We start from the raw sequence: 25,963 nt of genomic DNA, 5'->3' as shown, positions 1-25,963 counted from the left end.
ATCTCTTCAGGAGTGAGCCGGCACGGCGCGCGTGGCCACGGCTTTGGCGACGACGCGATCACTGGCGCCGGGCTTGAGGAAAATCGTCAGCACCACCGACAGCAGCAACGCGCCGCTCATCAACAAATACGAGGCGCCGGGCGAACCGGTGGAGCTGTTCAGATAACCGACCAGGTACGAGCCGCCGAACGAGCCGAGCGCACCCATGCTGTTGATCAACGCCATCGCGCCGCCCGCGACATTGGCCGGCAGAATCTCTGGAACGATCGCGAAGAAAGGCCCGTAAGGCGCGTACATGCAGGCGCCGGCGATCACCAGCAACGTGTACGACCACCAGAAATGTTCCGCGCCCAAGGCGTAGGAACCGTAGAACGCAATGGAGGCAATCAGCAGCGGCGGCCAGACGAAGCGTTTGCGCTTTTGCAGTTTGTCCGAACCCCACGACACCACCAGCATGCCGATCACCGCGGCCAGATATGGCAGCGCCGACAGCCAGCCGGCCTCGATCATGTCCATTTCTGCGCCAGCCTTAAGGATCGACGGCAGCCACAACACAAAACCGTAGACGCCAATGCTCCAGCAGAAAAACTGCAGCGCGAGAATGATGACTTTCGGCGAACGGAACGCTTCGGCGTAATTCTTCACCGCCTTAATGCCGACCTGTTCGGCGGCGAGGGCGCTTTCGAGGTCGTGCTTTTCCTCGTCGCTGAGCCACTTGGCCTGGGACGGACGATCATCGGCCAGACGCCACCAGATAAATGCCCAAAGCACCGCCGGCAGACCTTCAATGATGAACATCCAGCGCCAGCTGAAATGCTGCACCAGATAGCCCGACACCACCGACATCCACAGCATGGTCACCGGGTTGCCGAGGATCAGAAAGGTGTTGGCGCGCGAGCGTTCGGCACGGGTGAACCAGTGGCACAGGTAGACCAGCATCGCCGGCATGACGGCGGCTTCGACCACGCCGAGCATGAAGCGGATGACGATCAGCCAGTAAGCGTTGGAGACCACACCGGTCAACGTGGCGAGGCCGCCCCAGAGGATCAGGCTGACGAAAATCAGCTTCTTCACGCTGTGTTTTTGCGCGTAGATCGCGCCCGGCACCTGGAAGAAAAAGTAGCCGAGGAAGAACAGTGCCCCGAGCAGGGAGGACAGGCCCGGGGTGATCATCAAGTCAGCGGCCATGCCCGAAGCAGCGGCGAAACCGTAGTTGGCGCGATCGAGGTACGCCAGGCTGTAGGTGATGAACACGATGGGCATGATGTACCACCAGCGGCGGGCGGCGAGGGTTGCGGTTTTCATGGCGTTGCTCCTGAGCTTGTTGTTTTTGTCGCAGCAGGTAACGGATCAAAATGTGTGGTGAGTCAACCGACGCCCTCGCGAGCAAGCTCTGCTCCTACAAAGGCGAACGCACGCCTTACCCTTGTAGGAGCAAAGCTTGCTCGCGATTAGCGGTTTCAAATTCAACGGATAATTCAAGGCGAGTCGGCAAACCCTCCATATCCCCGCGACTCTGCACCGCTCGACTGCCAATCCAGTTCGCCCGCTGCACGGCCTCGGCAAAACTCTGATGCTCGAGCAAAGCGCTGATCATCCCGACCGCAAAACCGTCACCGGCGCCGACCGTATCGACCACCTGCGCCACCGGCACACCGTCGACAAAACCCTGAGTCTGCTGCGTGCGGTAATAGGCACCCTGCGGGCCGAGTTTGATCGCTACAGCTTCTGCACCCTGATCGAGATAGAACGCGGCAATGTCCGCCGGATCATCAAACCCGGTGAGCAAACGACCTTCACTCAACCCCGGCAGCACCCAGTGGGCGAGGGCGGCGAGGCGGTTGATCTCGCTGATCATCTCGCGCTCGCTGGCCCACAGGCTTGGGCGCAAATTGGGATCGAACGACACGCTGCGCCCGGCATTGCGCATGCGCGTCATCAGTTCGAAGGACATTTCCCGTGCCGTGGCGGACAGCGCTGGCGGAATGCCGGTGGCGTGCAGATGGCGGGCACTGAGCAGCGTTTCGTTGATCGAACGCGGCGATAAGTGACTGGCCGCCGAACCGCGACGGAAGTACTCGACCTGCGGATCGCTGCCATCGTCACTGCGCGACTTGAACTGAAATCCGGTCACGTGCTGTGGATCGACCGCGACATGGCTGCAATCCAGACCTTCACTGGCCAGCGTCTGCACCACGAAGCGACCGAGCGAATCACTGCCGACACGGCTCAGCCACGCGACGTTGAAACCCAGCCGCGACAGGCCGATGGCGACGTTACTGTCGGCGCCGGCAATGCGCTTGTGAAACTGTTCGACGGTGGCCAGATCACCGCTCTGCTCGGCGACCAGCATCGCCATGGTTTCGCCGAACGAGAGAATATCGATCTCAGACATGAGCAGGCTCCAGACGGGATTGGCCGAGGCGGGCGAGGGCGGCGACGTGTTCAGTGGTCAGTTGCACCAGGTCTTCGCCTTGCAGCGGGTATTCAGCGGCGCGCATAACGCCTTGGGCCATGTGCCGCAGCAGTTGTTCCCACACGTGCAGGTCGGTGGCGGCGGGCGGCACGGCGACCAGTTTGCCGTCGGCGCGGCGGGCCACGGCTTTGCAATGCACGTAACCGACGTGGCGCCCGAGCAGACGCGCGGCGCTGGCGGCGGACTGGTCTTGCCACTGCCAGTTGCCGATGTCGAAGGTCATCTTGATCGGCAGGTTGTGCTGTTCGACGGCGGTGAAAAAACGTTGAAACGGCTCGATGCGACCGCCGTGCAGGGTTTGATCGTTCTCGACCAGCAGTTGCACCGGACTCTGTTGCAGACGCTGGGCCAAGGCTTGCAGGTCGTTGGTGTCGGTAAAGTAGCCGAGGGAGACCTTCAGCCATTTCGAACCGAACGCTTCGGCGTGTTGCAGCGCGTTGATCAGCTCCGGGTTGGGCTGCGCGTGGCCGGCGAGCCACAGTTCGGTCGGCGAGGAATAGATGCTTTGCAGGCCTAGAACCTGAGTGGCTTCGGCGAGTTGCGCGGGGATTTCGCGGGTGAGCAACTCCTCGCGCCACTCGATGCGATCGGCACCGGCGGCGGCCAGAACGTCGATGAAAAAGTCTTGTCCGCGCTGGCGCACGAGCTCGGCACCGTAGCTGGACAGGCTGATGGAAACGGCGGGTTTATTCATTGTTATTGACCTCTGAAACCGGTTTCATTTTTGTTCAAAAAAATATCAGGTGGATTTGTGGTGTTTTATAGGGCCTCTTCGCGAGCAAGATTTGCTCCTACGGGGGATACAGCCCGCTTTTGTAGGAGCCAAGCTTGCTCGCGAAGGCGTCAGATCAAACAACACCGTTCCCACGGGTCGACCCACGCTCAACCAGCACCGGCGCAAAATCCAGCACCCGCGCCGCCGCATCATCCCCACGCAAGCGCTTGAGCAAACAGTCAAACGCCCGCGCGCCAATCTCTTCAGTGGGCTGGGCCAGCGCGGTAATTCCGCTGCCCACCAATGGATACCAATCCAGATCATCCAGCGCGATGAGCCCGACATCCTCAAACAAGCGGCAGCCGATTTCCTTCAACGCGCGTGTGCTGGCCAACGCCGCCACGCCATTGGCGCAGAACAGCGCTTTAGGGCCGGCAGATGAAGTTTTCAAAAAGGTTTGCAGTTCGGCGGCAAGGTCGTCGGAGGTCTCCAGCACTGCGCCATTCAGCTTCGAGCGCTGGGCGATCTGTTGCTGAAAACTGCTGACTCGCTCGATCCGCGAACTGGTGCCGTCGTACGGCTCAGTCACCAGCAGCACCTCTTGATAGCCGCGTTGCTCAAGGTGGGTGAGGGCCATTTCCACGGCGTGCGGGTTGTTCAGCCCGACCATGTCGCTGTCGAGCCCATCGACTTTGCGATCCACCAGCACCATCGGCATTTCACGGTGCAGTTCGTGCAATTCGTCGCGATGATGACCCAGGGTGTTCACGATCAAGCCTTCGATGTTGTACGAGCGCAGCAGCGCCAAGTGCTGGCGTTCCTGCTCGTCATCGCGGTCGGTGTTGCACACCACCAGGCTGTAGCCGTGCGCACGGCAGGCGGTTTCCACCCCGTGCATCACGGCAATTGAATAAGGGTTGCGGATATCGGCGACGAGCATGCCGATCAGGCGCGTGCGTCCACGTTTCAGGCCGCGTGCCATTTGATTCGGGCGATAGCCGAGTTCGGCGATTGCCTGTTCGATGCGCAGGGCAATGGCATCGGAGAGCAGGGCGCGATCTTCGCCAATGAAGCGCGAGACACTGGCCTTGGAAACGCCAGCGCGTTCGGCAACATCAAGCATGGTCACGCGGCTGCGCTGGGCGGCGGAAAAGTCGTTCACGGTCTGAAACCTTGTTATTGGATTTATAGGTTCAGTCGCTGTGAGAGGCGCTGAAACCGGTTTCAGGAAACACCAGAATCAAATCGTCCGTCAAGTAAATGATCGCCGCGCGGTGTATGAGCACCGACGAGCGGCTTAAATCAACACGCTCAGCCATGCCGAACAGAGCAGCAGAACCGCCATCAAACGGTTGAATCGTTGCAACGCGCGCGGTGAGCGCAACCATCGCGCAGAGCCGGCGCCGAGCAGCGCCCAGATGCCCAAACAAGGAAGCGAGATCAGGAAAAACACCAGTGACAGGATCACCACATGCGCCAATCGGGCTTCATCGTTGTCGGCAAAAACGCTGACCACGGCCAATGCCATCATCCAGGTCTTCGGATTGATCAATTGCAAACTGGCCGCTCCCGCCAGCCCTAATCGAGCCCCTGTTTGTTGTGTATTCAGTTCGGCGGCGGGCGCACGAAATATCTGCCAGGCCAAGTAACTCAGCCAGGCCACTCCGATCCACTGCATGGCTTTCTGTACGCCGGGTAATTCAGTCAACGCCGAACCGGCGCCACTGCCGACCACCAACACCAGCAACGCCGCCGCCGCACAGGCGCCGAAAATGATTGGCAATACGGCAACGAGACCGTAACGGGCGCTGTTGCTCAGCACCAGAATATTGGTCGGGCCGGGGGTAATCGAGGCGACAAACGCGAACAGCAAAAACGGCAGTAACGTCGGGAAAGTAGAGAGCATCGCAGGCAAACTCCGTTGAAGATCGATAAGCCGATCTTCAGTGCTTGCCCGGTGCCATGTCTGGAAGATTTGAGCAGCGATTGCGATACATCGCCGGGGTCAGGCCGTAGGCGCGCACGAACCAGCGACCGAGATGGCTTTGATCAGAAAAACCCAGTTCCACCGCCACCGCAGCCGGTTGTTCGCCGCTGGCTAGCAGGCGCCGTGCCTTCGCCAGGCGCAGTTGCACCAGATAGGCGTGGGGCGCCAGTCCATACGCAGCCTTGAAGGCGCGGGTCAGGCGAAAGCGGTCAACACCGATAGCGGCCGCCACTTGCTCCAGGCCAATGTCCTGATGCGCATGGGCATGCAAATAGTCGCGAGCCTTTTGCGCCACCAGCGGCAAGCGTGGGTCAGCGCCGTAACGCGTGCGCCAGTGCAAATGGCGGGTGAGTTGGCCGAGCAGATTGTCCAGCGCAGTCTGGCGGACAATTTTCAGTTCGCCACCGTGCAGCGTCTGGAAGGCCATTTGCGTGGCCAGCATCAGTTGCGGATCGGTGATCAAGGTATTGGCGAAACTCAACTGGCTGTTGAGCGGAGCATCTTCGAACAGGGCGCCAAGTTCGCGTTCGATCCACACCGGATCGAGATACAGCATGCGATAGGTGAAGCCGCCCTCGGTGGGCGCGTCGCCGTCATGGATATCGCCCGGCTCCAGCAGAAACACTTTGCCCGGCGTGCTCTGGTGTTTGGTGCGGCGGCAGTTGAATTGCTGCACGCCTTGTTCGGTGATGCCGACCAGATAGCTGTCGTGCCAATGCGGATCGTAGGCATGGCCCTTGAAATGCGCGCGCAGGGTCTCGATGCCGGTGTCGGCATCCTGGGCCAGATCGATCCAGTTTTGAGAGTCCATGCCGCACCTGTCAGGCAAAGTTTCGGGCAATTTAGCGCTGCTGTTGGCGAGTCGCCTAGAAGATTTGTGCAGCGCTCAACCGAACAGGCCGGCAGCAATGTTGATCGAGAAACCCAGAATCGCCGTGTTGAACACAAATCCGAGCAACGATTGCAACAGCACGATCTTGCGCAGTTGCCGGGTCGCCACGCCCACGTCAGACGTTTGTACCGCGACGCCGATGGTGAAGGAAAAGTACAAAAAATCCCAATAATTGGGCGTGGTCAGCCCTTCGGCGAAGCGCAGCGCCGGCTCTTTGTCTTTGCAGGTGTAATACAGGCGCGCGTAATGCACACAGAAAATCACCCCGATCAGCAGCCACGAACCGATCACCGTTAGCGCGGTGAAGGCGTAGTGAATTAACTTGCGGTTGGTTTCCAGATCCTTGCTGCCGGCCAGTTCGAAGGTGATGGTGGCAAGGCTGGCCATGGCGGCGATACACACGACGAACAACACCAGCGCGGCGTTCTCGTCTTCGACTTCGGCGATGCGCTGGACGTCAGGCGCTTTCGCACGGATTGTCAGCCACAACATCAAAATCAGGTACGTCCAGACCCCGGCGTTCCAGCCAATGAGGATTTTACTGACGATGGAATCGGCGGGGGCCAGAAGTCCGGTAGCGAGACCGACCAGTGCGGCGGCGGACAGGCGAGGGTGGGTGCGGGCAAGAAAGCGCATGAGGACTCACGTTAGCGAACTGTCCCAGCACCATAGCGCACGCCAGAGGGCTTTTGTAGGAGCTGCCGCAGGCTGCGATCTTTTGACTTTGGTTCTAAAGATCAAAATATCGCAGCCTGCGGCAGCTCCTGCATTAATCACGCGCCAATCGATACATCACCTTTGTCGATGGTGGCTTCCTTACCTTCGGGGGTAACACCCTTGAATTCGAAAACTGCTTTCAATGTGCTCGCGGTTGGATCCTCCTTGATATCGATCTCGCCACTGACGGCTTTATAAGGGCCCAAGCTATTTTCAGACGACGTTGCGAAAGACATGTAAATGCCTGATTTGCCATTCAGCAGATACTTACCGGCTTTGGTGGTCTCGGGGAACGAAATATTGACCTGGACAAGATCGCTCGGATCCCAGAAGAAGTGAAAGGCCTGATAGTAAAACGTGCCTCCACTCTGATTAGTGGTGACATCTTGGGAGTTGAATGCGTATGACCGGCTTGAGGTCTTGATTTCAGCCTTAAGTTTCCCCGTCACTTTTTTATCGTTTTTCCCGTTACTCATGGCATCTTCCCTTTGCAGAACACTGAATGGTTTGTTGGATCCCCTTCAGATTCTCCCGCCAGAGCAGGCAAATCTACTGTCAGACTTGACAGTAGATTTGCCTTTGAATCGGTTATAACCTCGCGGGCGGAAACTTATTTTTTGCTGGCGTGAGGTCGTTTGACCAACTTCATCACCACAACAAAAAACACCGGTACGAAAATCACCGCCAACGTCGCCGTGATCATCCCGCCAATCACACCCGTCCCGATCGCCTGCTGACTCGCCGAACTGGCGCCGGTCGCTATCGCCAACGGCACTACACCGAGAATGAACGCTAGCGATGTCATCACAATCGGCCGCAGACGCAGGCGTGCCGCCTGCAACGTCGCGTCGATCAGGTCATGCCCCTCGTCGTACAGGCTCTTGGCGAACTCGATGATCAGGATCGCGTTCTTCGCCGACAGACCAATAATGGTGATCAGCCCGACCTTGAAGAACACATCGTTGGGCATGCCCCGTAAGGTCACCGCCAGTACCGCGCCGAGTACACCAAGCGGCACGACGAGCAGCACCGAGGTCGGAATCGACCAGCTCTCGTAAAGCGCCGCCAGACACAGGAACACAATCAGCAGCGACAACCCGAGCAGTATCGGCGCCTGACTGCCAGACAAGCGTTCCTGCAACGACAGCCCCGTCCACTCCTGTCCCAAGCCTTTCGGCCCTTGCGCGACCAGGCGCTCAATCTCAGCCATGGCCTCACCGGTGCTGTGCCCCGGTGTCGGTTCGCCGGAAATCGCAATCGCCGGATAACCGTTGTAACGCGTCAACTGCGCCGGGCCCTGAATCCATTTGGCCTGGACGAATGCCGACAATGGCACCATTTTTCCGGCGTTGTTGCGCACGTGCATTTTCAGCAAATCATCGACCTGACTGCGTTGATCACCTTCGGCCTGTACCACCACACGCTGCATACGACCCTGGTTGGGGAAATCGTTGATGTACGAGGAACCGACAGCCGTGGACAGCACGTTGCCGATATCCGCAAACGACACACCCAAGGCATTCGCCTGTTTACGGTCGACTTCAAGCTGTACTTGCGGCGCTTCAGCCAATGCGCTTTCGCGTACGTTCATCAACACCGGGCTTTTTTCCGCTGCGGCGAGCAACTCTGTCCGCGCCTGCATCAACGTCGCGTGGCCGAGACCGCCGCGATCCTGCAGGCGGAATTCGAAGCCGCTGGAGGTGCCCAGGCCATCGATTGGCGGCGGCAACACGGCAAACGCCATCGCATCCTTGATCTGGCTAAGGGCGGCGTTGGCGCGGTCGGCAATCGAACTGGCCGAGTCATCGCTGCCACGCTCAGACCAGTCCTTCAGCGTGCTGAACGCCAACGCGGCGTTCTGCCCGCTACCGGAGAAACTGAAGCCGAGAATCACCACGCTGTCGCTGATCCCCGGCTCGCCGGCGTTGTGCGCCTCGAACTGCTCGGCCACTTGCACCGTACGGTTTTTGGTCGCGCCCGGCGGCAGTTGGATGTCAGTGATGGTGTAGCCCTGATCCTCAACCGGCAGGAACGAGGAGGGCAGGCGCATAAAGCACAGGCCCAGACCCACCAGCAGCACTACATAAATCAACAGATAACGACCGGTACGTTTGAGCGCATAGCCGACCCAGCCCTGATAACGCTCGGTCAGTTGCTCGAAACGGCGGTTGAACCAGCCGAAGAAGCCGCTTTTCTCGTGATGCTCGCCCTTGGCAATCGGCTTGAGCAAGGTCGCGCACAGCGCCGGGGTCAGGGTCAGGGCAAGAAACGCCGAGAACAGAATCGAGGTCGCCATCGACAGCGAGAACTGCTGGTAAATCACCCCGACCGAGCCCTGCATAAACGCCATCGGAATAAACACAGCGACCAGCACCAGCGTAATGCCGATGATCGCGCCGGTGATCTGCGTCATCGCTTTGCGTGTGGCTTCCTTGGGCGATAAACCCTCGGTTGCCATGATCCGCTCGACGTTCTCCACCACCACAATGGCATCGTCGACCAGAATGCCGATGGCCAGCACCATGCCGAACATGGTCAGTACGTTGATCGAGAAACCCAGCGCCAACATGGTCGCGAAGGTACCCATCAGCGCCACCGGCACCACCAGCGTCGGGATCAGCGTGTAGCGGATGTTTTGCAGAAACAGGAACATCACCGCAAACACCAGCAGCATCGCCTCGCCCAAGGTGTAAACCACTTTGGTGATCGAGACTTTCACGAATGGCGACGTGTCGTAGGGAATCTTGTATTCAACGCCGGCCGGGAAGTAGCGCGACAGTTCATCCATTTTCGCCCGCACCAGGGTTGCGGTGGCGAGTGCATTGGCGCCCGGCGACAACTGCACGCCGACAGCGGTGGACGGTTTGCCATTGAGGCGCGTGCCGAACTGGTATTCCTGACTGCCGATTTCAACTCGCGCCACATCGCCGATGCGCACGGTCGAACCGTCCGGATTGGCCTTGAGCACTATGTCGGCGAATTCTTCCGGGGTCGACAACTGGCCTTTGACCAGAATCGTCGCGGTGATTTCCTGGCTCGACGGGTTCGGCAAATCACCAATGCTGCCAGCGGAGACCTGAGCGTTTTGCGCGGTGATCGCGGCGTTGACGTCCGCTGGGGTCAGGTTGAAGCCGATCAGTTTCTGCGGATCGACCCAGATGCGCATGGCTCGTTCGGCGCCGTACAGCTGCGCCTTGCCGACGCCGTCCAGACGCTTGATCTCGTTCATCACGTTGCGCGCCAGATAATCGCTGAGCGCTACGTCATCGAGCTTGCCGTCGCTGGACGTCAGGGTGATCAACAGCAGGAAGCCTGAGGAAACCTTCTCCACCTGCAAGCCTTGCTGATTCACCGCTTGCGGCAGACGCGACTCGACCACTTTCAGACGGTTTTGCACATCAACCTGTGCCAGCTCGGGATTAGTCCCCGGCTGGAACGTGGCTTTGATCGTCGCGCTGCCGAGGCTGCTTTGCGATTCGAAGTACAACAGGTGATCGGCACCGTTGAGTTCTTCTTCGATCAGGCTGACCACGCTTTCATCGACGGTCTGCGCCGAGGCGCCGGGGTACACGGCATAGATTTCGATCTGTGGCGGCGCGACGTCGGGGTACTGCGCCACCGGTAATTGCGGGATGGCCAGCGCGCCGGCCAAGAGGATGAACAACGCGACCACCCAGGCAAACACCGGGCGGTCGATAAAGAACTGCGGCATATAAAAGCGTCCTGCTTACTGACCAGAGGTCTGGGCAAGTGGAAGAGGGGTGTCGTCGATCTGCACTTTCTCGCCGGGACGGGCGTGCTGCAGGCCTTCGACTACGATGCGGTCGCCAGGCTTGAGGCCGCCGGTGACGATCCAGCGATCGTTCTGCACCGCGCCCAGTTGCACCGGTTGCAAGGCGACGCGCATTTGCTCGTCAACCGTCAGCACCTGAGCGATACCGGCGCTGTCACGTTGCACCGCGCGTTGCGGCACGGTCAGGCCATTGGCAATGGTTGCCTGCTCCAGACGCACGCGGACAAAACTGCCCGGCAGCAAATCGAGATCCGGGTTAGGGAATTCGCTGCGCAGGATGATCTGGCCAGTGCCCGGGTCGACGGTGATGTCGGCAAACAGCAATTTGCCCGGCAGCGGATAAAGACTGCCGTCGTCCTGAATCAGCGTGGCTTTGACCTGATCCTGACCGACCTGCTGCAATTGCCCGGAGCGAAACGCACGGCGCAGTTCATTGAGTTCACGGGTCGACTGAGTGACGTCGGCGTGAATCGGATTGAGCTGCTGAATCAGCGCCAATGGCGTAGTTTCGTTCTGCCCGACCAGCGCGCCTTCCGTCACCAGCGCCCGACCAATACGACCGGAGATCGGCGCAGTGACGGTGGCGTAACCCAGACTCAGCTTCGCTCGTTCCACGGCAGCCTTGTTGGCCGCGACGTCCGCGGCGGTTTGGCGAGCGGTGGCTCGGGCGTTGTCGTAATCCTGAGCACTGATGGCCTTGTCGCCGATCAGCTGTGCATAACGCTGTTCCTGCAACTTGGCCTGAAACGCATTGGCCTCGGCCTTGCGCAGCGCGGCTTCGGCGCTGTCGAGGTCAGCCTTGAACGGCGCCGGGTCGATGCGGAACAGCACCTGACCTTTTTTCACGTCGCTGCCTTCGCGGAAGGTGCGCTCCAGCACCACTCCAGCCACCCGTGCACGCACCTCGGCGATACGCGGCGCGGCGATGCGGCCACTGAGTTCGCTGCTCAGCGTCAACGGGCGGGCTTCAAGGGTTTCGATGCGCACCGTGGCCGGCGGCGCCTGTTCTTCGGCGTTCGAAGATGAATCACACGCGCTCAGCGTCAGCGCGAATGCGATCAGGCCGAGCCCGGCCAGCAGTTTGTTCGACATGTACTACCCCCAATATTGATGCCCGCATCCTACGGACAGTCGCCGAGAGTAGCGGTGAAGCTTTGTAGGCGCTGTGTGAAATTGTGTAAGGGTTTTGCTCAGGGACGGGTGAGGGCGTATATCCTTTAGCCCTTGAAATTTATTGCGACAGATGAACCGCCATCGCGAGCAGGCTCACTCCTACACTGTTCTGTGTTGACCACAAATCACTTGTAGGAGTGAGCCTGCTCGCGATTGGGATTTATCAGTCGCCACAGCACTTTTCTGGAACACCCATGCCCAACATCCTCCTGGTCGAAGACGACACCGCCCTCGCCGAACTGATTTCCAGCTACCTCGAACGCAATGGCTACAGCGTCAGCGTCATCGGCCGTGGCGATCACGTGCGTGAACGGGCGCGGATCAATCCGCCGGATCTGGTGATTCTCGACCTGATGCTGCCGGGGCTTGATGGCTTACAGGTCTGTCGCCTGCTGCGCGCCGACTCGGCGACGCTGCCGATCCTGATGCTCACCGCGCGCGATGACAGCCACGATCAAGTGCTCGGTCTGGAAATGGGCGCCGACGACTACGTCACCAAACCCTGCGAGCCGCGCGTCTTGCTCGCCCGCGTCCGTACGTTGTTACGGCGCAGCAGCCTCGGCGAACCGGTGACCGCCAACGACCGCATCCTCATGGGCAACCTGTGCATCGACCTGTCCGAGCGCACGGTGACCTGGCGCGATCAACCGGTGGAACTGTCCAGCGGCGAATACAACCTGTTGGTGGTGTTGGCCCGACATGCCGGCGAAGTGCTCAGCCGTGATCAGATTCTGCAACGCCTGCGCGGCATCGAATTCAACGGCACCGATCGCTCGGTGGACGTGGCGATTTCCAAGTTGCGTCGCAAGTTCGATGACCACGCCGGCGAGGCGCGCAAGATCAAAACCGTGTGGGGCAAGGGTTACCTGTTCAGCCGTTCGGAATGGGAATGCTGAGCTGATGTTTCGCATCCTGTTTCGCCTGTATCTGGTGACGATCATCTCGTACAGCGCAGCGATTTATCTGGTGCCGGATCTGGTGGTGATGGCGTTCCGCGAACGCTTTGTCACCTACAACCTCGATTATTCCCGTGGCCTGCAATCGCTGATCACCAAGCAGTTCCGCGCCGTACCGCAAGATCAGTGGCCGGCGCTGGCGCAGTCGATGGACAAAGACTTTCAGCCGCTGCACATCGTCCTCGCCCGTATCGACAGCGCCGACTTCACCGCCATCGAGCAGGAACGCCTGCGCCGTGGCGAAAACGTCGTGCGCATCGGTGATTGGGGCTGGCGCACGCTGGCGGTGGCGCCGCTCAATGACGACGTTGCGGTGCAAATGGTGGTGCCGCCGGATCCGATGGACGTCAACTTGTTGTACTGGAGCATCAACGTGCTGATCGGTGCGTCGTTGCTCGCATGCCTGTTGCTCTGGTTGCGCCCGCACTGGCGCGATCTCGAGCGCCTCAAGGGCACCGCCGAACGTTTCGGCAAGGGCCATTTGAGCGAACGTACGAAGATCGCCCGTAGCTCGAACATTGGCAGCCTCGCCAATGTGTTCGACACCATGGCCGGCGACATAGAGAACCTGCTCAATCAGCAACGTGACCTGCTCAACGCTGTATCCCACGAACTGCGCACACCGTTGACGCGTCTGGATTTCGGCCTTGCGTTGGCCTTGTCCGATGATCTGCCGGCCGCCAGCCGCGAACGTCTGCAAGGGCTGGTCGCGCACATTCGTGAACTCGATGAACTGGTGCTGGAGTTGCTCTCCTACAGCCGCTTGCAGAACCCGGCGCAGTTGCCGGAACAGGTCGAAGTCTCGCTGGATGAGTTTATCGACAGTATTTTGGGCAGTGTCGATGAGGAACTGGAATCGCCGGAAATCGTCATCGATGTGCTGTTGCACGGGCAGCTTGAGCGCTTTGCGCTGGACCCGCGCCTGACTGCCAGGGCGATCCAGAACCTGCTGCGCAACGCCATGCGTTATTGCGAGAAACGTATTCAGATTGGCGTGCAGGTCAAGGATGAAGGTTGTGAAATCTGGGTCGACGATGACGGTATCGGGATTCCGGATGACGAGCGTGAGCGGATTTTCGAGCCGTTCTATCGCCTTGACCGCAGTCGTGATCGCGCTACGGGCGGATTTGGTCTCGGACTGGCAATCAGTCGCCGGGCACTGGAAGCGCAGGGCGGTTCTCTGACGGTAGAGGCTTCGCCTTTAGGTGGCGCTCGCTTTCGACTTTGGTTGCCGTCGCTGACGTGATTTTTTCCGGCGGTTGACCGCTGGGTTTTTAAACACCCCTGTTAGATCTGACAGTTGCGCCCTTTGGTGTTAGGGGATTTGATGAAAGGGACAGGTTACTGCCCTGATCAATCCCGTCTCCTCGCAAAGGACTGAAGCCGATGGCCGCGCCTACTCTCGACAAGCCTAGTGTTCCCGGTATGAAAGAACCGGTAACTGCACCGCAACCGGTCGATGGCGCGGTGCAACTGGCGCTGACTCAGCTCAATCCCGAAGGCGTGAAGGTATTCATTCAACCATCGTTGAGCACGGCGGCGGATGACTCGCTGCTGTTGCGCCTGAACGGCGCGGTGGCTGATAAAAAAATCATTACGGCAGGCGAGGAGAGTCAGCAGGCGACCCTGTTTGTGCCGGCAAAGCTCTGGAAGGACGGGGTCAATACGCTTGAATACGGCTTTGAGCGGGCCGGTGTGGAGCACGAAACTTCGCATCCATTGCTGCTTTGGTTTCACAGCAAGCGCCCAGGCGGTGTGGATTTCGATCCGGGTAACGAGGGGCACTCGGAGCTGGCACTGGAGATCGCGCAGTCCATCCGCGATGAAGGGGTGAACGCCGACCGAGCGCGCGATGGCGTCAACGTAAGTGTTTTTTATCCGCTGATGAGGCCGTTCGATACGATCCTGCTCGATTGCAACGGGGTGGTTTTGAAACACGCAGTGAATCAGGCGGAGGCCGACAGCGGCCTGCCATTGGCAATGACCATCGATGAAGCAACGTTCATTGCAGCGGGCGATCATCGGGATTTTCCGCTGAGTTACACCGTGTACGACTGTGCCGGGAACGGCCCGGACACCAACAATCCCGATTCAGCGGTGCAACATATCTATGTGAATCTCACGGGCAATTGGTACGACCCACCAATTGTCAGTGAAGATCCGAACGATGCCGAGGATGATCCGGACACAATTGATTTGAGCAAGCTGGACGGCAATCCGGCCACTGCGCAGGTTTATGTGCCGCGCAGTTGGTTGAAGGACGATGAAATCCATCTGCGCTGCATCTTCCGTACCGCTGGTGGTGGCGAAGATGCCTTGACCCTGATCGAGAAAATCAAAAACACGCCGTTCATGTATTCAATCCCGGTACCTCATGCGCATTTCGCCGCTGCTGCAGGCGGCAAAGCGATTTTTCACTACACACGGATGAGCGGCGGTGTCTTGCTGGATCGTTCAGAAGCGCTGACGGTCAGCATCACCGGCTCAGCGGCCTCTGAACTGAAACCGCCAACGCTGGTCGGCGCCGGCAGCGAAATTGAACCGCTGGCATTTCCGGACGGCGTTACTGCGCGCGTGGACTACCCGGATGCACAGGACGGAGATCAGGCGCGCTTGGTGGTCGAGGGAAGGCCGCTGCTGGGTTCTCCGGTATTTGCACCCATCGGCTTCAATAAAAACAAGCGTGCCAACTTTTTGCTCAAGCCCGCAGTACTGGCTGCCAATCACGGTAGAACCGTCAAGCTGTACTGGGAATTGTTGCGCGCTGGAGGTTCACAACCATCAGTCGCCGCTGATGTCATCGTGCAGCCAATCGCGCACGGCCACTGGCAGTTGCCAGTACCTCGCATCGCCCAAGCCTTGGGTGACACGCTGGACATGGGGGCCTTCATCGGCCCCGCTCAGGCGGTCTGTAAGCCGTGGGCAGCGATGGCGGCCGGCCAATTACGCTGGTTTCGCCTGATCGGCATTGATCGCAGCTGTTCGCCGTACGAAATCCTGATTGCCAACGGTGCACCTGTGACGGCGCCCGAAGTGCTTGTAGGTCTGGACAATACGTTGCCCCGCGCAGAGCTTGAGAGATTCAAACCGGGCAGTGCGGTCACGCTGGAGTTGAAGGTGTCTTTCGACGGAAGCAAGGACGAGAGTGCGGCCGTGACGTACAAGACGATCGACTACAAAGTCTTCGACTCTCCCGCCACGCTGCTGGAGGATTTCACCAGCGCCAGCCCGCAAGCGGTGAAAGAGGGAGGCGTCATGGAAACGTCCAACCTCAAATTCACCTTCCAGTCAGGCGACGGCGAATGCGCAATCATGCAGCGTTGCGACATCGGCGAATCATTCCTCGGCCAGATCGAAGGCCAAGTGCTGAGCATTGGTCGCGATGCGTTTGGGCCGAAACCGGTCGTCGTAGAACTGGAATTGAAAAAGGCCTGTTCAAAAATCGGCTTCTATCATGTGAGTGTCAACTTCGGTGACAGCTTTGCGGAATATTTCGCCGCTGACGGAGCGTTGCTCGGCAGCCAATTCCTGGGGGATTCATACAGCACTCCGGTAGGGGTTTCGTTAGCCGCAGCGGGAATCAAGTTCATCAAGATTACCTGTCCGACCGGAGACTGGTTCAGCCTCGACAACATTAGAGTCGAGTACTGATCAGTGACTTGGCCATCCCTGCCAGCTCGGAGGGGGGGTTGTAACCGATGAGCATCCAGGCATGTTCGCGTTCGGTCCAATAGACGACGTTCATGTTGTGCCGGTGTTCCTGGGCGATTGGCCGACTGCCGCTGTTCGATCGCGTCACGCACAGCGCCAGCGGCCCGTATTTGGCGTCAAGATAGACGATCTGCGCGATCGGCACGCCGTCGTATTCGAGCACTTGCGCACGCCTGAATTCGGCACCTGGCAGTTTCAGTTTTGCCGTTGAAAGGCTCAGACCTAATCGCTTGTCCACGGTCTGCAGTTGCGCCCGTTGCGTGGCGTCGTCGGTAGGCAAGTGCGCGAGCGTTTGCGGCACGTACAGCGCCATGTAGTCACTGACCAATTCACGCCAGTTGTGCGATTGCTTCGCTTGCCAACCGAGCACCAAGCGGTCGGCCAGTACGCCTGCGCCGACAAGCGCTGCCGCCGCCGCGCCGATGAACCAGCGTCGACTTATTCCCGGACGTTCTGGCGACGCGATCGCATCAAGCCGCGCCTGCAAACGCTCCGTCGGTGCTTGTTGTGCGAGTTCGTCGTAGGCGTTTTTGTACGGCAGATTGCTGCGCGCGAGCCATTGCACGCGCAGATTTAGCAGCGGGTCATCAGCGATGGCGTCGTCGAGTTGGCGCCGGTAGTCCGCATCGAGTTCATCGTCCAGGTAGGCGACGAGTTGCTCATCCGAAGGCGTGTTCATGGGCGATCTCCTTCGGTGGCTTTCGGTACGGCTTGCAGCGGCGGATATTCGGCGAGTTTCAGCCGCGCGTTGGCGAGGCGGCTCATCACGGTGCCAATCGGCACTTGCAGGATCTCGGCGACTTCGCGGTAAGACAAGCCTTCAACGTAGGCCAGATACACGGTTTCGCGCTGGGTTTCGGGCAACGCATCAACGCGGCGGATCACTTGCGCAGCCATCACATGCGTCTGCGCCGCGTACTCGCCATCAAACGCCAGTTGACCATCGGCATCGACCTGACCGGCGCCGTTGCGCACCCGACGCGCGCGCACTTCATTCAGCCAGATCGAATGCAGAATGCTCAGCAGCCAGCGATCCATGCGCGTGCCCGCCGCGTATTGAGCAGAACGCTCCAGTGCCCGCACACACGTCGCCTGCACCAGATCCTCGGCGACATGCCGATTGCGCGACAGCAGCAAACCGTAGCGCCACAATCGCGCCAGATGCTGTCCGAGTTCCGCTCTGAATGCCTGATCGCTGACGATGATGGCCTCCGCTGTGATAGGTCAGGTTTTTGATGAGTCGTTGATGGCTTGCGCCAGATCCTGATATTCCTCGCAGGACGTGCCGCAAATCGATTTGATCTGCTGCAACTGTTCTTGCGCCAGGTCGACGCGGCCTTTGATCACATAGGCTTCGCCGAGGTATTCGCGCACTTGCGCGTACTGCGGATCGAGTTTCACCGATTGCAGGTAATAGCCGATGCCTTCGTCGGTGCGCCCCAGTTTGCGCGTGGCGTAACCGCGATAGTTGAGGGCTTTGGCGGTGTTCGGTTGTTGCAGTGTGTCGAGCAGTGCCAGCGCTTCTTCGTAGCGCCCGTCCTTGGCCAGTCGATAGGCGTAGTCGGTGCGATCGGCGTCCGGCAACAGGCTGCTGGTTTGCAGCGCGCATTTCTGCGACTTGCTGTCCCAGACCTGGCCTTTCGGGCATTCGGGCTTCTTCACCGGCTCGTCTTCATCACCGTTGGCGAAGGCCAAATGGCTGGACATCGCGGCGACCAGCAGCAACGGGGCGGCGAACATAACGGAACGGATAGTCATGGGCAAGGCTCCACAGGAGGTTATGTTTCACTTTGAACACCACAGCGTGAAATTTTATTCATTGCTTTGTCAGTGACTGTTCAAGTGAGGCACAAATTCCGGCGCTATGCTCGTGAGCGTCTGCCGTTGATCCGAAGCTCTGCCATATAGGGGAACTGCCATGAACGATCAGCTCCATCACGCCACTGGCGGCTACAAAACCGCTGCCGATACCTACGTCAAAGGACGCCCGGATTACCCGCCTCAAGTCAGCGACTGGCTGAGCGCAACGTTGGGGCTGGATAATCACCAAACCGTGATCGATCTGGGCGCTGGTACCGGCAAGTTCACTGGCCGGTTGCTAGCGACGGGCGCGCAGGTGATTGCCGTTGAACCGGTGGCGCAGATGCTGGAAAAACTCGCCGATGCCTGGCCGCAGGTGCTGGCTGTACACGGCACGGCGACGGATTTGCCGTTGCCGGATGCCTCGGTGGATGTGGTGGTCTGTGCGCAGGCGTTTCATTGGTTTGCCAGTGCAGAGGCGCTGACGGAAATCGCTCGGGTACTTAAGCCCGGCGGCAGGCTCGGGTTGATCTGGAACCTGCGTGATACGCGAGTCAGTTGGGTGCCGAAGCTGGACGCGATCGTCAATGCGCTGGAGGGCGATACGCCGCGTTACTACACCGGTGAATGGCGCAAAGCATTTCCGCATCCGGCGTTTGGGCCGTTGCAGGTGCAGCAGTTTCACAATGGGCATACCGGGTCGGCGGAGGATGTGCTGTTCAACCGGGTGCGTTCGACCAGTTTTATTGCCTCGCTGCCAGAGGCGCAGCGGGCGACGGTGGATGAGCAAATTCGCGCGTTGATCCAGTCTGAGCCGGAGCTGCGGGGCCGGGATGTGGTGACGGTTCCCTACGAAACCGCAGCCTTCGTGACACGCAAGTCCCCGTAGGAGCTGCCGCAGGCTGCGATCTTTTGATCCTGTCTTTTAAAAAACAACATCAAAAGATCGCAGCCTGCGGCAGCTCCTACGGGGTGGAGGGTTGCAGTACATCTCTTCAAGTCAGTCCCGCATTTGTCCGAACCGCCACCGTGATGCCTTGTTATAGTTCGGGCCTCATTTTCTGCCCGGTAAAGGATCACTGCCATGACTCAATACTCCGCCTTCAGCGTCGAACTGGCCGACAACATCGCCCATGTGCAGATCAATCGCCCGGAAAAGATCAACTCGATGAACGCGGCGTTCTGGAGCGAGATCGTCGAGATCTTCCAGTGGATCGACGACACCGACGAAGTGCGCGTGGTGGTGCTCAGCGGCAACGGTAAACATTTCTCCTCGGGCATCGATTTGATGATGCTCGCCGGCGTCGCCAATGAACTGGGCAAGGACGTCGGCCGTAACGCGCGCCTGCTGCGGCGCAAGATCCTCACCCTGCAAGCCTCGTTCAACGCCGTCGACAATTGCCGCAAACCGGTGCTCGCGGCGATTCAGGGTTACTGCCTGGGCGGTGCGATCGACCTGATCGCTGCCTGCGACATGCGTTACGCCGCCGAAGACGCGCAGTTCTCAATCAAGGAAATCGATATCGGCATGGCCGCCGATGTTGGCACTTTGCAACGGTTGCCACGAATCATCGGTGACGGCATGCTGCGTGAGCTGGCTTACACCGGTCGCACCTTCGGCGCAGAAGAGGCGCGCAGCATTGGCCTGGTCAATCGCGTTTACAGCGATAAAGACGCGCTGCTCGAAGGCGTGCTCGACATCGCTCGCGAAATCGCCTCGAAGTCGCCGATTGCGGTCACCGGCACCAAGGAAATGATCAGCTACATGCGCGACCATCGCATCGACGACGGCCTTGAATACGTTGCCACCTGGAATGCCGCCATGCTGCAATCCACCGACTTGCGCGTGGCCATGGCCGCCCATATGAGCAAACAGAAACCCGAATTCCTGGACTGAGAAACCATGACAGCTCGCTGGACCACTGCAGTACTCGACACCGATCAACCGGGCGGCTGGGCCGTCGCGCGCAGCCCGGAAGGCTTTCTGTTCGATGACAACGGCGCGCTGTTCCCCCGGGAATGGCTCAAGCGTCAGGACTTGTCAGTCCTCACCGAGCACGGCATTGGCCATCTCGACGGCGAGCCGGTGTATCTGTTGGAGTTGCGCAGCGCCAGCGAGGTGCCGGGGTGCATCTGGAAAGGTCTGCGGGCGTTCATGCTCGAGGGTGATCACACGATTTACAAAGTGCTCGGTTACGCCGCGCAGATTGGCACTTGGGCGCGCGAGCATCGATTCTGCGGAAACTGCGGACAGGCAATGACGCAGGTGCCGCGCGAGCGGGCGATGTATTGCCAGCCATGCGATCTGCGCAGCTATCCGCGTATTTCGCCGAGCATGATTGTGCTGATCACTCGCGGCGACGAGATTCTGCTGGCGCGCTCACCGCGTTTCGTCAGCGGGGTCTACAGCACGCTGGCCGGGTTTGCCGAGCCGGGCGAGTCGGCGGAGGAATGCCTGATTCGGGAAGTGCGCGAAGAAGTGCAGATCGAGGTGAAGAACATCCAATACCTGGGCAGCCAGTGCTGGCCGTTCCCGCATTCGATGATGCTCGGCTTCCATGCCGAATACGCGGGGGGCGAGATTGTCTGTCAGGAAGACGAGATCGAAGACGCCCAGTGGTTCAACGTGCACGACCTGCCGCCGTTGCCGGCGTCCAAGTCGATTGCCCGTTACCTGATCGACGTCTACGTGGCGCGGCGCTTAGGCCACGCTGAACCAGTGCTGCCAGGCTAGGCGCACGGTCAGACCCAGCACCACGGTGATGAACACCGGGCGAATGAACTTGGCGCCGCCGCTGATCGCGGTGCGCGCGCCAAAGAACGCGCCGACCATCACCGACAGGCCCATGCTTAGGCCGATGATCCAGTCCACCTGCCCGGAAAACACGAACACCGACAGCGCCGCAATGTTGCTGACGAAGTTCATGCTGCGCGCCACGCCGCTGGCCTTGACCAGATCGATGGGGTACAGCAGCAGGCTGCTCACCGTCCAGAACGCGCCGGTACCGGGGCCGGCGACACCGTCGTAGAAACCGAGGCTGAAGCCTTGGGTCGATTGCCATTTCTTTTTGATCGGCGCGTCGCTGTCCAGCGGTGCTTTTGGCGTGCCGCCGAACAACAGGTACAGGCCGCAAGCGAAGACGATCACCGGGAGCATCTTGTTCAGCCATTCAGCCGGCAGGTAATGGGCGACGACGGCACCGGTCAATGCGCCGACCAGTGTGCCGACAATGGCGTGAACCCATTGCCGTGGATGGAACAACTTGCGGCGGTAGAAGGTGAAACTGGCGGTCGCCGAGCCGAACGTTGAACTGAGTTTGTTGGTGCCCAACACCAGGTGCGGCGGCAGGCCAGCGGTGAGCAACGCGGGTGTGGTCAACAGACCGCCACCGCCGGCGATGGCGTCGATGAAACCGGCAACGAAAGCGACAAGGGCGAGAATCGCCAGGGTGGTGAGGTCAACGCTGAGTTCGAAAGGCATGGAATCGGCTTATTCGGCAGGGCGCAGAACGGGAGCTGCGGGGAGGGCGGTTATGTTACTCATTTCCAAGTGTTGCTGCGACCCATCGGACGCCTTCGCGAGCAGGCTCGCTCCCACATTTTGAAATGCACTCCACCCTGTGGGAGCGAGCCTGCTCGCGAAGGCATTCTTCATGCCGGCCCCAAACCAACTGTTGGCCACACAACAACCCACCAACAAATCCCCTTCCACAAAACATCTGCACAACTGAAAAACCCAACAAAACCGGGCATTTTCAGGCTGGCACACTTGCTGCTCTACCTCTCCCATCTCCCAAAACATCCCGAGGACACGCCAATGAGCCAGCAACCCGTCAAATTTGCCTACTGGGTGCCAAACGTCAGCGGTGGGCTGGTGGTCAGCAAGATCGAACAGCGCACCGATTGGGGCATCGACTACAACCGCAAACTCGCGCAGATCGCCGAAGCCGCCGGGTTTGAATACGCGCTGACGCAGATCCGCTTCACCGCCGGTTACGGCGCCGAGTTTCAGCATGAATCGGTTGCGTTCAGTCATGCACTGCTGGCCGCGACGACCAAGCTCAAAGTCATCGCCGCGCTCCTGCCCGGCCCGTGGCAACCGGCGCTCGCGGCGAAGCAACTGGCGACCATCGATCAACTCACCAACGGCCGCATCGCGGTGAACATCGTCAGCGGCTGGTTCAAAGGCGAGTTTCAGGCGATTGGCGAGCACTGGCTGGAGCACGACGAGCGTTATCGCCGTTCCGAAGAATTCATTCGCTGCCTGCGCGGTGTATGGAGTCAGGACAACTTCACCTTTCGCGGCGACTTCTACCGTTTCGACCATTACAGCCTGAAACCGAAACCGCTTGGGCGGCCGGAAATCTTTCAGGGCGGCAGTTCCCGCGCCGCGCGAGACATGGCCGCGCGGGTGTCGGACTGGTATTTCACCAACGGCAACAGCGTCGAAGGGATCAAGGCGCAGGTTGACGATATTCGTGCCAAGTCAGCGGCAAATAATCATGCGGTGAAGATTGGCGTCAATGCGTTCGTGATTGCCCGCGACACCGAAGAAGAAGCGCGAGCTGTTTTGGCGCAGATCATCGATCAGGCCGATCCGGAAGCGGTGAACGCGTTTGGCGATGCGGCGAAACAGGCGGGCAGCGCGTCGCCGGAGGGTGAAGGCAACTGGGCGAAATCAACCTTTGAGGATCTGGTGCAGTACAACGATGGCTTCAAGACCAATTTGATTGGTACGCCGTTACAGATCGCCGAGCGGATCGTAGCGTTGAAAGCGGTGGGTGTGGATCTGGTGGTGGCGGGGTTTCTGCACTTTCAGGAAGAAGTGGAATATTTCGGTGAGCGGGTGTTGCCGCTAGTGCGCGAACTTGAGGCCGAGAAGACCGCCGCCGTTGCCTGACCGCAGCACATCCCCTTGTAGGAGCTGCCGAAGGCTGCGATCTTTTGATGTTGCTTTTAGGATCAAGATCAAAAGATCGCAGCCTTCGGCAGCTCCTACAGGGAAGATTGTTACAGGCCCAGGTCGGAAAGGCTTGGGTGATCATCCGGGCGGCGGCCCAGTGGCCAGTGGAATTTGCGTTCGCTCTCTTTGATCGGCAGGTCATTGATGCACGCATAGCGCTGGAACATCAGGCCTTGCTCATCAAACTCCCAGTTCTCGTTGCCGTAAGAACGGAACCAGTTGCCCGAATCGTCGTGCCATTCATAGGCGTAACGCACCGCGATGCGCGTGTCGGAGTAGGCCCAGAGTTCTTTGATCAAGCGGTAATCCAGCTCTTTCGCCCACTTGCGCGTCAGGAAGGCTTTGGCTGCTTCGCGGTTGTCGGCGAACTCGGCGCGGTTGCGCCATTTGGTGTCGAGGGTGTAGGCCAGCGAAACCTTTTCCGGATCGCGGGAATTCCAGCCATCTTCGGCCAGACGCACTTTCTCGATCGCCGACTCGCGGTTGAAGGGTGGCAATGGCGGACGTACTTGCGCTGCAGTAGACATATCAGACTCCCGATAGGGTTTGCGGTTTAACAACAAGTCCGGCTTATAAAGGCATTACAGATCCAACAACTTTCGCGCCATGTTTTGCGCGTTATCGGCGGCACTGTGATCGCCCATCACCCGCGCGACGGTAATGGCGCCATCAATCAGGATCAGCAGCTGTCTGGCCAGTTGCTGCGGATCCGCGACGCCCTGTTCGGTACATAGCTCAACCACGTAGTCGAGCAGCTTCTGTTTGTGTTCCTTGGCGATCAGACGCACCGGATTCTGTGGATCACCGGTTTCGCCGCTGGTGTTGATGAAGGCGCAACCACGGAAACCTTCCGAGGCGAACCACTCCTTGAGCACGGTAAACAGGTTGAGCAGGCGATCGGCCGGGGTTTCGGCTTGATCAACGGCGTTTCGGTACCAGTGCATCCAGCGAATGTCGCGGCGTTGCAGAGCGGCGGCGACCAGTTGGTCTTTGTCCGCAAAATAACGGTAGATGCTTTTTCTCGAGACGCCGGCGGTTTTCACCAGGAGATCCATGCTGGTGGCAGCGATGCCACTTTTGTAGATCAGTTTTTCGGTGACGTCGAGGATGATGTCGCGGGTTTCGGTATTGATTAGTTCGTTCATGTGGCCGACAGTAGAACGGGCGTTCTCCTTTTGCAATTGTTTTTTAAGATCAAAAGATCGCAGCCTTCGGCAGCTCCTACACGGGCCAATGTAGGAGCTGCCGAAGGCTGCGATCTTTTGATCTGTTTGAGGGCTCTAACAAGACCCGAAGGATGCGATGGTGTAAGCTCTCGGGTTCTTCGGATTCGACCCATTGCGAGCCCTATGCCGTTGCTTTTCAAACGTTCCTTGCTGCCTAAACTGCGCAGCTTCCCGCTGACCGCCGAGGCCGTGACCATTCTGTCCGGCGCCGCCGAGTTCCGTCGTTGCCTGCTGGAAAAAATCGCTGCGGCGACCCAGCGCATCTACATCGTTGCGCTGTATCTGCAGCAAGACGAAGCCGGTCAGGAAATTCTCGATGCTCTCCACGCCGCCAAGCTCAAACGTCCTGAGCTGGAAATCGCCGTGGTCGTCGACTGGCTGCGCGCGCAGCGCGGGCTGATCGGTGCCGGCAAGCAGCCGGGCAATTCCGCGTGGTACCAGGAAATGACCCGTACGCACCAGAGCGAAGTGCCGGTGTACGGCGTGCCGGTGCAGACCCGCGAACTGTTCGGCGTGCTGCATTTGAAGGGCTTCGTGATCGACGATTGCGTGGTCTACAGCGGTGCGAGCCTGAACAACGTTTACCTGCACAAGTTCGATAAGTACCGGTTTGACCGTTATCACGTGCTGCAAAGCCACGAACTGGCGGACTCGATGCATCATCTGGTCAAGCACGGCCTGATCGAATCCAAAGCCGTGCATCGCCTCGACCTGCCGAACCTGCCGACTACGCGCAGCCTGCGCAACGACATCGGTGATCTGCGCAGCCGCCTCAAATATGCAACGTACGACACGGCCACTGGCAGCACCGCCAGAGACGGTCTGTCGGTGACACCGTTGCTCGGCGTCGGCAAGAACAACCCGCTGAACCGGGCGATTCTCGAACTGATTGCCAGCGCGCAAAAACAGCTGACCATCTGCACGCCGTACTTCAACTTGCCGCTGGGCGTGATCCGCGAGATCAACCGCGCATTGGCCCGTGGCGTGAAGATCGACATCGTCGTCGGCGACAAAACCGCCAACGATTTCTACATTCCGCCGAGCGAGCCGTTCAAGGTCATCGCCGCGCTGCCGTATCTGTACGAGATCAGCCTGCGCCGCTTTGCCAAACGGCATCAGCGCAATATCGACAGCGGCCAATTGAACTTGCACTTGTGGCGTGATGGCGACAACACCTATCACCTCAAGGGCATGTGGGTCGATCAGCGTTATACGTTGTTGACGGGCAATAACCTCAACCCGCGAGCGTTCCGTCTGGATCTGGAAAACGCGCTGCTGATTGAAGATCCGAAAGGCGAATGGCTGGAACCACGAGCGAAGGAGCTGGAAGAGATTTTCCGCCATACCACGCGGATTGACAGCTTTCAGAATCTTGAGACGTTGCCGGAGTATCCGGGCGCGGTGGCGAAGTTTCTCAAGCGCGTGAGTCGGGTACGGATTGAGCGGTTGCTGTACCGGATTCTCTGACGGTTAAAAGCAAAAGATCGCAGCCTCCGGCAGCTCCTACAGGGTGTACACCGCCCAATGTAGGAGCTGCCGAAGGCTGCGATCTTT

The 25,963-nt window shown here is 59.3% G+C and carries 24 protein-coding genes; 8 read left to right on the top strand and 16 right to left on the bottom strand.

Annotation, left to right across the window (positions count from 1 at the left end):
* Window positions 1-6: 6 nt before the first annotated feature.
* From ACP3TY_RS12060 to ACP3TY_RS12015, 10 genes are all read right to left on the bottom strand, one after another.
* Entirely contained in the window at window positions 7-1,305 is a 1,299-nt protein-coding gene (locus tag ACP3TY_RS12060; RefSeq protein ID WP_053120322.1) for an MFS transporter, read from the bottom strand.
* Window positions 1,306-1,420: 115 nt separating this feature from the next.
* Window positions 1,421-2,395 carry a sugar kinase gene (locus ACP3TY_RS12055; RefSeq protein WP_426620084.1) on the bottom strand — a complete coding sequence of 325 codons (975 nt, stop codon included), beginning with the start codon at window positions 2,393-2,395 and terminating at the stop codon, window positions 1,421-1,423.
* Window positions 2,388-3,170 (bottom strand): sugar phosphate isomerase/epimerase family protein, encoded by a 783-nt coding sequence (locus ACP3TY_RS12050; protein WP_426620083.1) that lies wholly within the window; start codon window positions 3,168-3,170, stop codon window positions 2,388-2,390. The genes ACP3TY_RS12055 and ACP3TY_RS12050 overlap by 8 nt, the downstream gene beginning before the upstream one ends.
* Before the next feature lie 154 nt (window positions 3,171-3,324).
* Window positions 3,325-4,353 (bottom strand): LacI family DNA-binding transcriptional regulator, encoded by a 1,029-nt coding sequence (locus ACP3TY_RS12045; protein WP_426620082.1) that lies wholly within the window; start codon window positions 4,351-4,353, stop codon window positions 3,325-3,327.
* 135 nt (window positions 4,354-4,488) lie between these two features.
* A complete protein-coding gene (locus ACP3TY_RS12040) occupies window positions 4,489-5,097 on the bottom strand; it encodes a LysE family translocator (protein WP_426620080.1) in 609 nt (202 codons plus the stop codon).
* A gap of 37 nt (window positions 5,098-5,134) precedes the next feature.
* Window positions 5,135-5,989, bottom strand: coding sequence for an AraC family ligand binding domain-containing protein (locus ACP3TY_RS12035; RefSeq protein WP_426620079.1), 855 nt, complete (start codon window positions 5,987-5,989; stop codon window positions 5,135-5,137).
* A 75-nt stretch (window positions 5,990-6,064) separates the two neighbouring features.
* Window positions 6,065-6,706 (bottom strand): DUF1345 domain-containing protein, encoded by a 642-nt coding sequence (locus ACP3TY_RS12030; RefSeq protein WP_426620078.1) that lies wholly within the window; start codon window positions 6,704-6,706, stop codon window positions 6,065-6,067.
* A gap of 137 nt (window positions 6,707-6,843) precedes the next feature.
* Window positions 6,844-7,263, bottom strand: coding sequence for a hypothetical protein (locus tag ACP3TY_RS12025; RefSeq protein ID WP_426620077.1), 420 nt, complete (start codon window positions 7,261-7,263; stop codon window positions 6,844-6,846).
* A gap of 134 nt (window positions 7,264-7,397) precedes the next feature.
* Complete coding sequence (locus ACP3TY_RS12020) at window positions 7,398-10,499, bottom strand: multidrug efflux RND transporter permease subunit (protein ID WP_401238082.1); 3,102 nt, start codon at window positions 10,497-10,499, stop codon at window positions 7,398-7,400.
* Window positions 10,500-10,514: 15 nt separating this feature from the next.
* Window positions 10,515-11,672: an efflux RND transporter periplasmic adaptor subunit gene (locus ACP3TY_RS12015; RefSeq protein ID WP_426620076.1), complete on the bottom strand. Its 1,158-nt coding sequence runs from the start codon at window positions 11,670-11,672 to the stop codon at window positions 10,515-10,517.
* A gap of 275 nt (window positions 11,673-11,947) precedes the next feature.
* Here ACP3TY_RS12015 and ACP3TY_RS12010 point away from each other — a divergent pair, with 275 nt between their 5' ends.
* From ACP3TY_RS12010 to ACP3TY_RS12000, 3 genes are all read left to right on the top strand, one after another.
* Window positions 11,948-12,649: a response regulator transcription factor gene (locus ACP3TY_RS12010; RefSeq protein WP_053120306.1), complete on the top strand. Its 702-nt coding sequence runs from the start codon at window positions 11,948-11,950 to the stop codon at window positions 12,647-12,649.
* A 4-nt stretch (window positions 12,650-12,653) separates the two neighbouring features.
* A complete protein-coding gene (locus ACP3TY_RS12005) occupies window positions 12,654-13,955 on the top strand; it encodes an ATP-binding protein (RefSeq protein WP_426620075.1) in 1,302 nt (433 codons plus the stop codon).
* A 140-nt stretch (window positions 13,956-14,095) separates the two neighbouring features.
* On the top strand, window positions 14,096-16,360 hold the full coding sequence (locus ACP3TY_RS12000) for a hypothetical protein (RefSeq protein ID WP_426620074.1): 2,265 nt from the start codon (window positions 14,096-14,098) through the stop codon (window positions 16,358-16,360).
* On the opposite strand, the gene ACP3TY_RS11995 is transcribed toward ACP3TY_RS12000, so the two are convergent.
* From ACP3TY_RS11995 to ACP3TY_RS11985, 3 genes are all read right to left on the bottom strand, one after another.
* On the bottom strand, window positions 16,344-17,099 hold the full coding sequence (locus ACP3TY_RS11995; RefSeq protein WP_426620073.1) for an anti-sigma factor family protein: 756 nt from the start codon (window positions 17,097-17,099) through the stop codon (window positions 16,344-16,346). The genes ACP3TY_RS12000 and ACP3TY_RS11995 overlap by 17 nt on opposite strands.
* The gene (locus ACP3TY_RS11990; RefSeq protein WP_426620470.1) at window positions 17,096-17,581 is read right to left on the bottom strand and encodes a sigma-70 family RNA polymerase sigma factor; all 486 of its coding nucleotides are present in this window, start codon (window positions 17,579-17,581) and stop codon (window positions 17,096-17,098) included. The genes ACP3TY_RS11995 and ACP3TY_RS11990 overlap by 4 nt, the downstream gene beginning before the upstream one ends.
* A gap of 63 nt (window positions 17,582-17,644) precedes the next feature.
* Window positions 17,645-18,178, bottom strand: a complete 534-nt coding sequence (locus ACP3TY_RS11985; protein WP_426620072.1) for a tetratricopeptide repeat protein — start codon at window positions 18,176-18,178, stop codon at window positions 17,645-17,647.
* A gap of 160 nt (window positions 18,179-18,338) precedes the next feature.
* On the opposite strand from ACP3TY_RS11985, the gene ACP3TY_RS11980 reads away from it, so the two are divergent.
* From ACP3TY_RS11980 to nudC, 3 genes are all read left to right on the top strand, one after another.
* Window positions 18,339-19,109 (top strand): class I SAM-dependent methyltransferase, encoded by a 771-nt coding sequence (locus ACP3TY_RS11980; protein ID WP_426620071.1) that lies wholly within the window; start codon window positions 18,339-18,341, stop codon window positions 19,107-19,109.
* A gap of 195 nt (window positions 19,110-19,304) precedes the next feature.
* Window positions 19,305-20,117 carry a crotonase/enoyl-CoA hydratase family protein gene (locus ACP3TY_RS11975; RefSeq protein WP_426620070.1) on the top strand — a complete coding sequence of 271 codons (813 nt, stop codon included), beginning with the start codon at window positions 19,305-19,307 and terminating at the stop codon, window positions 20,115-20,117.
* 6 nt (window positions 20,118-20,123) lie between these two features.
* On the top strand, window positions 20,124-20,954 hold the full coding sequence (nudC, locus tag ACP3TY_RS11970) for an NAD(+) diphosphatase (RefSeq protein WP_426620069.1): 831 nt from the start codon (window positions 20,124-20,126) through the stop codon (window positions 20,952-20,954).
* Here the strand turns inward: nudC and ACP3TY_RS11965 are convergent.
* A complete protein-coding gene (locus ACP3TY_RS11965; protein ID WP_053120291.1) occupies window positions 20,922-21,701 on the bottom strand; it encodes a TSUP family transporter in 780 nt (259 codons plus the stop codon). The genes nudC and ACP3TY_RS11965 overlap by 33 nt on opposite strands.
* Window positions 21,702-22,037: 336 nt before the next feature.
* On the opposite strand from ACP3TY_RS11965, the gene sfnG reads away from it, so the two are divergent.
* Window positions 22,038-23,120, top strand: a complete 1,083-nt coding sequence (gene sfnG / locus ACP3TY_RS11960) for a dimethylsulfone monooxygenase SfnG (protein WP_426620068.1) — start codon at window positions 22,038-22,040, stop codon at window positions 23,118-23,120.
* A 110-nt stretch (window positions 23,121-23,230) separates the two neighbouring features.
* Here sfnG and ACP3TY_RS11955 read toward each other — a convergent pair whose 3' ends face one another.
* The gene (locus ACP3TY_RS11955) at window positions 23,231-23,710 is read right to left on the bottom strand and encodes a DUF1348 family protein (protein WP_426620067.1); all 480 of its coding nucleotides are present in this window, start codon (window positions 23,708-23,710) and stop codon (window positions 23,231-23,233) included.
* Between the two features lie 54 nt (window positions 23,711-23,764).
* Entirely contained in the window at window positions 23,765-24,328 is a 564-nt protein-coding gene (locus ACP3TY_RS11950; protein ID WP_426620066.1) for a TetR/AcrR family transcriptional regulator, read from the bottom strand.
* Window positions 24,329-24,532: 204 nt separating this feature from the next.
* Here ACP3TY_RS11950 and pssA point away from each other — a divergent pair, with 204 nt between their 5' ends.
* Entirely contained in the window at window positions 24,533-25,876 is a 1,344-nt protein-coding gene (gene pssA, locus ACP3TY_RS11945) for a CDP-diacylglycerol--serine O-phosphatidyltransferase (RefSeq protein WP_400644998.1), read from the top strand.
* Window positions 25,877-25,963 lie beyond the last annotated feature (87 nt).

Source organism: Pseudomonas rustica (assembly GCF_049959085.1).
GTDB lineage: Bacteria > Pseudomonadota > Gammaproteobacteria > Pseudomonadales > Pseudomonadaceae > Aquipseudomonas > Aquipseudomonas rustica.
This window is presented reverse-complemented; position numbering and strand designations above follow the sequence as displayed.

What these genes read in the sequence shown, in the direction of transcription:
- ACP3TY_RS11975 (WP_426620070.1), top strand. Translation starts at nt 19,305, where the DNA reads ATGACTCAATACTCCGCCTTCAGCGTCGAACTGGCCGACAACATCGCC.
- ACP3TY_RS12040 (WP_426620080.1), bottom strand. Translation starts at nt 5,097, where the DNA reads ATGCTCTCTACTTTCCCGACGTTACTGCCGTTTTTGCTGTTCGCGTTT.
- ACP3TY_RS12035 (WP_426620079.1), bottom strand. Translation starts at nt 5,989, where the DNA reads ATGGACTCTCAAAACTGGATCGATCTGGCCCAGGATGCCGACACCGGC.
- ACP3TY_RS11965 (WP_053120291.1), bottom strand. Translation starts at nt 21,701, where the DNA reads ATGCCTTTCGAACTCAGCGTTGACCTCACCACCCTGGCGATTCTCGCC.
- ACP3TY_RS11955 (WP_426620067.1), bottom strand. Translation starts at nt 23,710, where the DNA reads ATGTCTACTGCAGCGCAAGTACGTCCGCCATTGCCACCCTTCAACCGC.
- ACP3TY_RS12055 (WP_426620084.1), bottom strand. Translation starts at nt 2,395, where the DNA reads ATGTCTGAGATCGATATTCTCTCGTTCGGCGAAACCATGGCGATGCTG.
- ACP3TY_RS12015 (WP_426620076.1), bottom strand. Translation starts at nt 11,672, where the DNA reads ATGTCGAACAAACTGCTGGCCGGGCTCGGCCTGATCGCATTCGCGCTG.
- nudC (WP_426620069.1), top strand. Translation starts at nt 20,124, where the DNA reads ATGACAGCTCGCTGGACCACTGCAGTACTCGACACCGATCAACCGGGC.
- ACP3TY_RS12060 (WP_053120322.1), bottom strand. Translation starts at nt 1,305, where the DNA reads ATGAAAACCGCAACCCTCGCCGCCCGCCGCTGGTGGTACATCATGCCC.
- ACP3TY_RS11950 (WP_426620066.1), bottom strand. Translation starts at nt 24,328, where the DNA reads ATGAACGAACTAATCAATACCGAAACCCGCGACATCATCCTCGACGTC.
- ACP3TY_RS12005 (WP_426620075.1), top strand. Translation starts at nt 12,654, where the DNA reads ATGTTTCGCATCCTGTTTCGCCTGTATCTGGTGACGATCATCTCGTAC.
- ACP3TY_RS11980 (WP_426620071.1), top strand. Translation starts at nt 18,339, where the DNA reads ATGAACGATCAGCTCCATCACGCCACTGGCGGCTACAAAACCGCTGCC.
- ACP3TY_RS12030 (WP_426620078.1), bottom strand. Translation starts at nt 6,706, where the DNA reads ATGCGCTTTCTTGCCCGCACCCACCCTCGCCTGTCCGCCGCCGCACTG.
- sfnG (WP_426620068.1), top strand. Translation starts at nt 22,038, where the DNA reads ATGAGCCAGCAACCCGTCAAATTTGCCTACTGGGTGCCAAACGTCAGC.
- ACP3TY_RS12050 (WP_426620083.1), bottom strand. Translation starts at nt 3,170, where the DNA reads ATGAATAAACCCGCCGTTTCCATCAGCCTGTCCAGCTACGGTGCCGAG.
- ACP3TY_RS12020 (WP_401238082.1), bottom strand. Translation starts at nt 10,499, where the DNA reads ATGCCGCAGTTCTTTATCGACCGCCCGGTGTTTGCCTGGGTGGTCGCG.
- ACP3TY_RS11985 (WP_426620072.1), bottom strand. Translation starts at nt 18,178, where the DNA reads ATGACTATCCGTTCCGTTATGTTCGCCGCCCCGTTGCTGCTGGTCGCC.
- ACP3TY_RS12010 (WP_053120306.1), top strand. Translation starts at nt 11,948, where the DNA reads ATGCCCAACATCCTCCTGGTCGAAGACGACACCGCCCTCGCCGAACTG.
- ACP3TY_RS12000 (WP_426620074.1), top strand. Translation starts at nt 14,096, where the DNA reads ATGGCCGCGCCTACTCTCGACAAGCCTAGTGTTCCCGGTATGAAAGAA.
- pssA (WP_400644998.1), top strand. Translation starts at nt 24,533, where the DNA reads ATGCCGTTGCTTTTCAAACGTTCCTTGCTGCCTAAACTGCGCAGCTTC.
- ACP3TY_RS11995 (WP_426620073.1), bottom strand. Translation starts at nt 17,099, where the DNA reads ATGAACACGCCTTCGGATGAGCAACTCGTCGCCTACCTGGACGATGAA.
- ACP3TY_RS12025 (WP_426620077.1), bottom strand. Translation starts at nt 7,263, where the DNA reads ATGAGTAACGGGAAAAACGATAAAAAAGTGACGGGGAAACTTAAGGCT.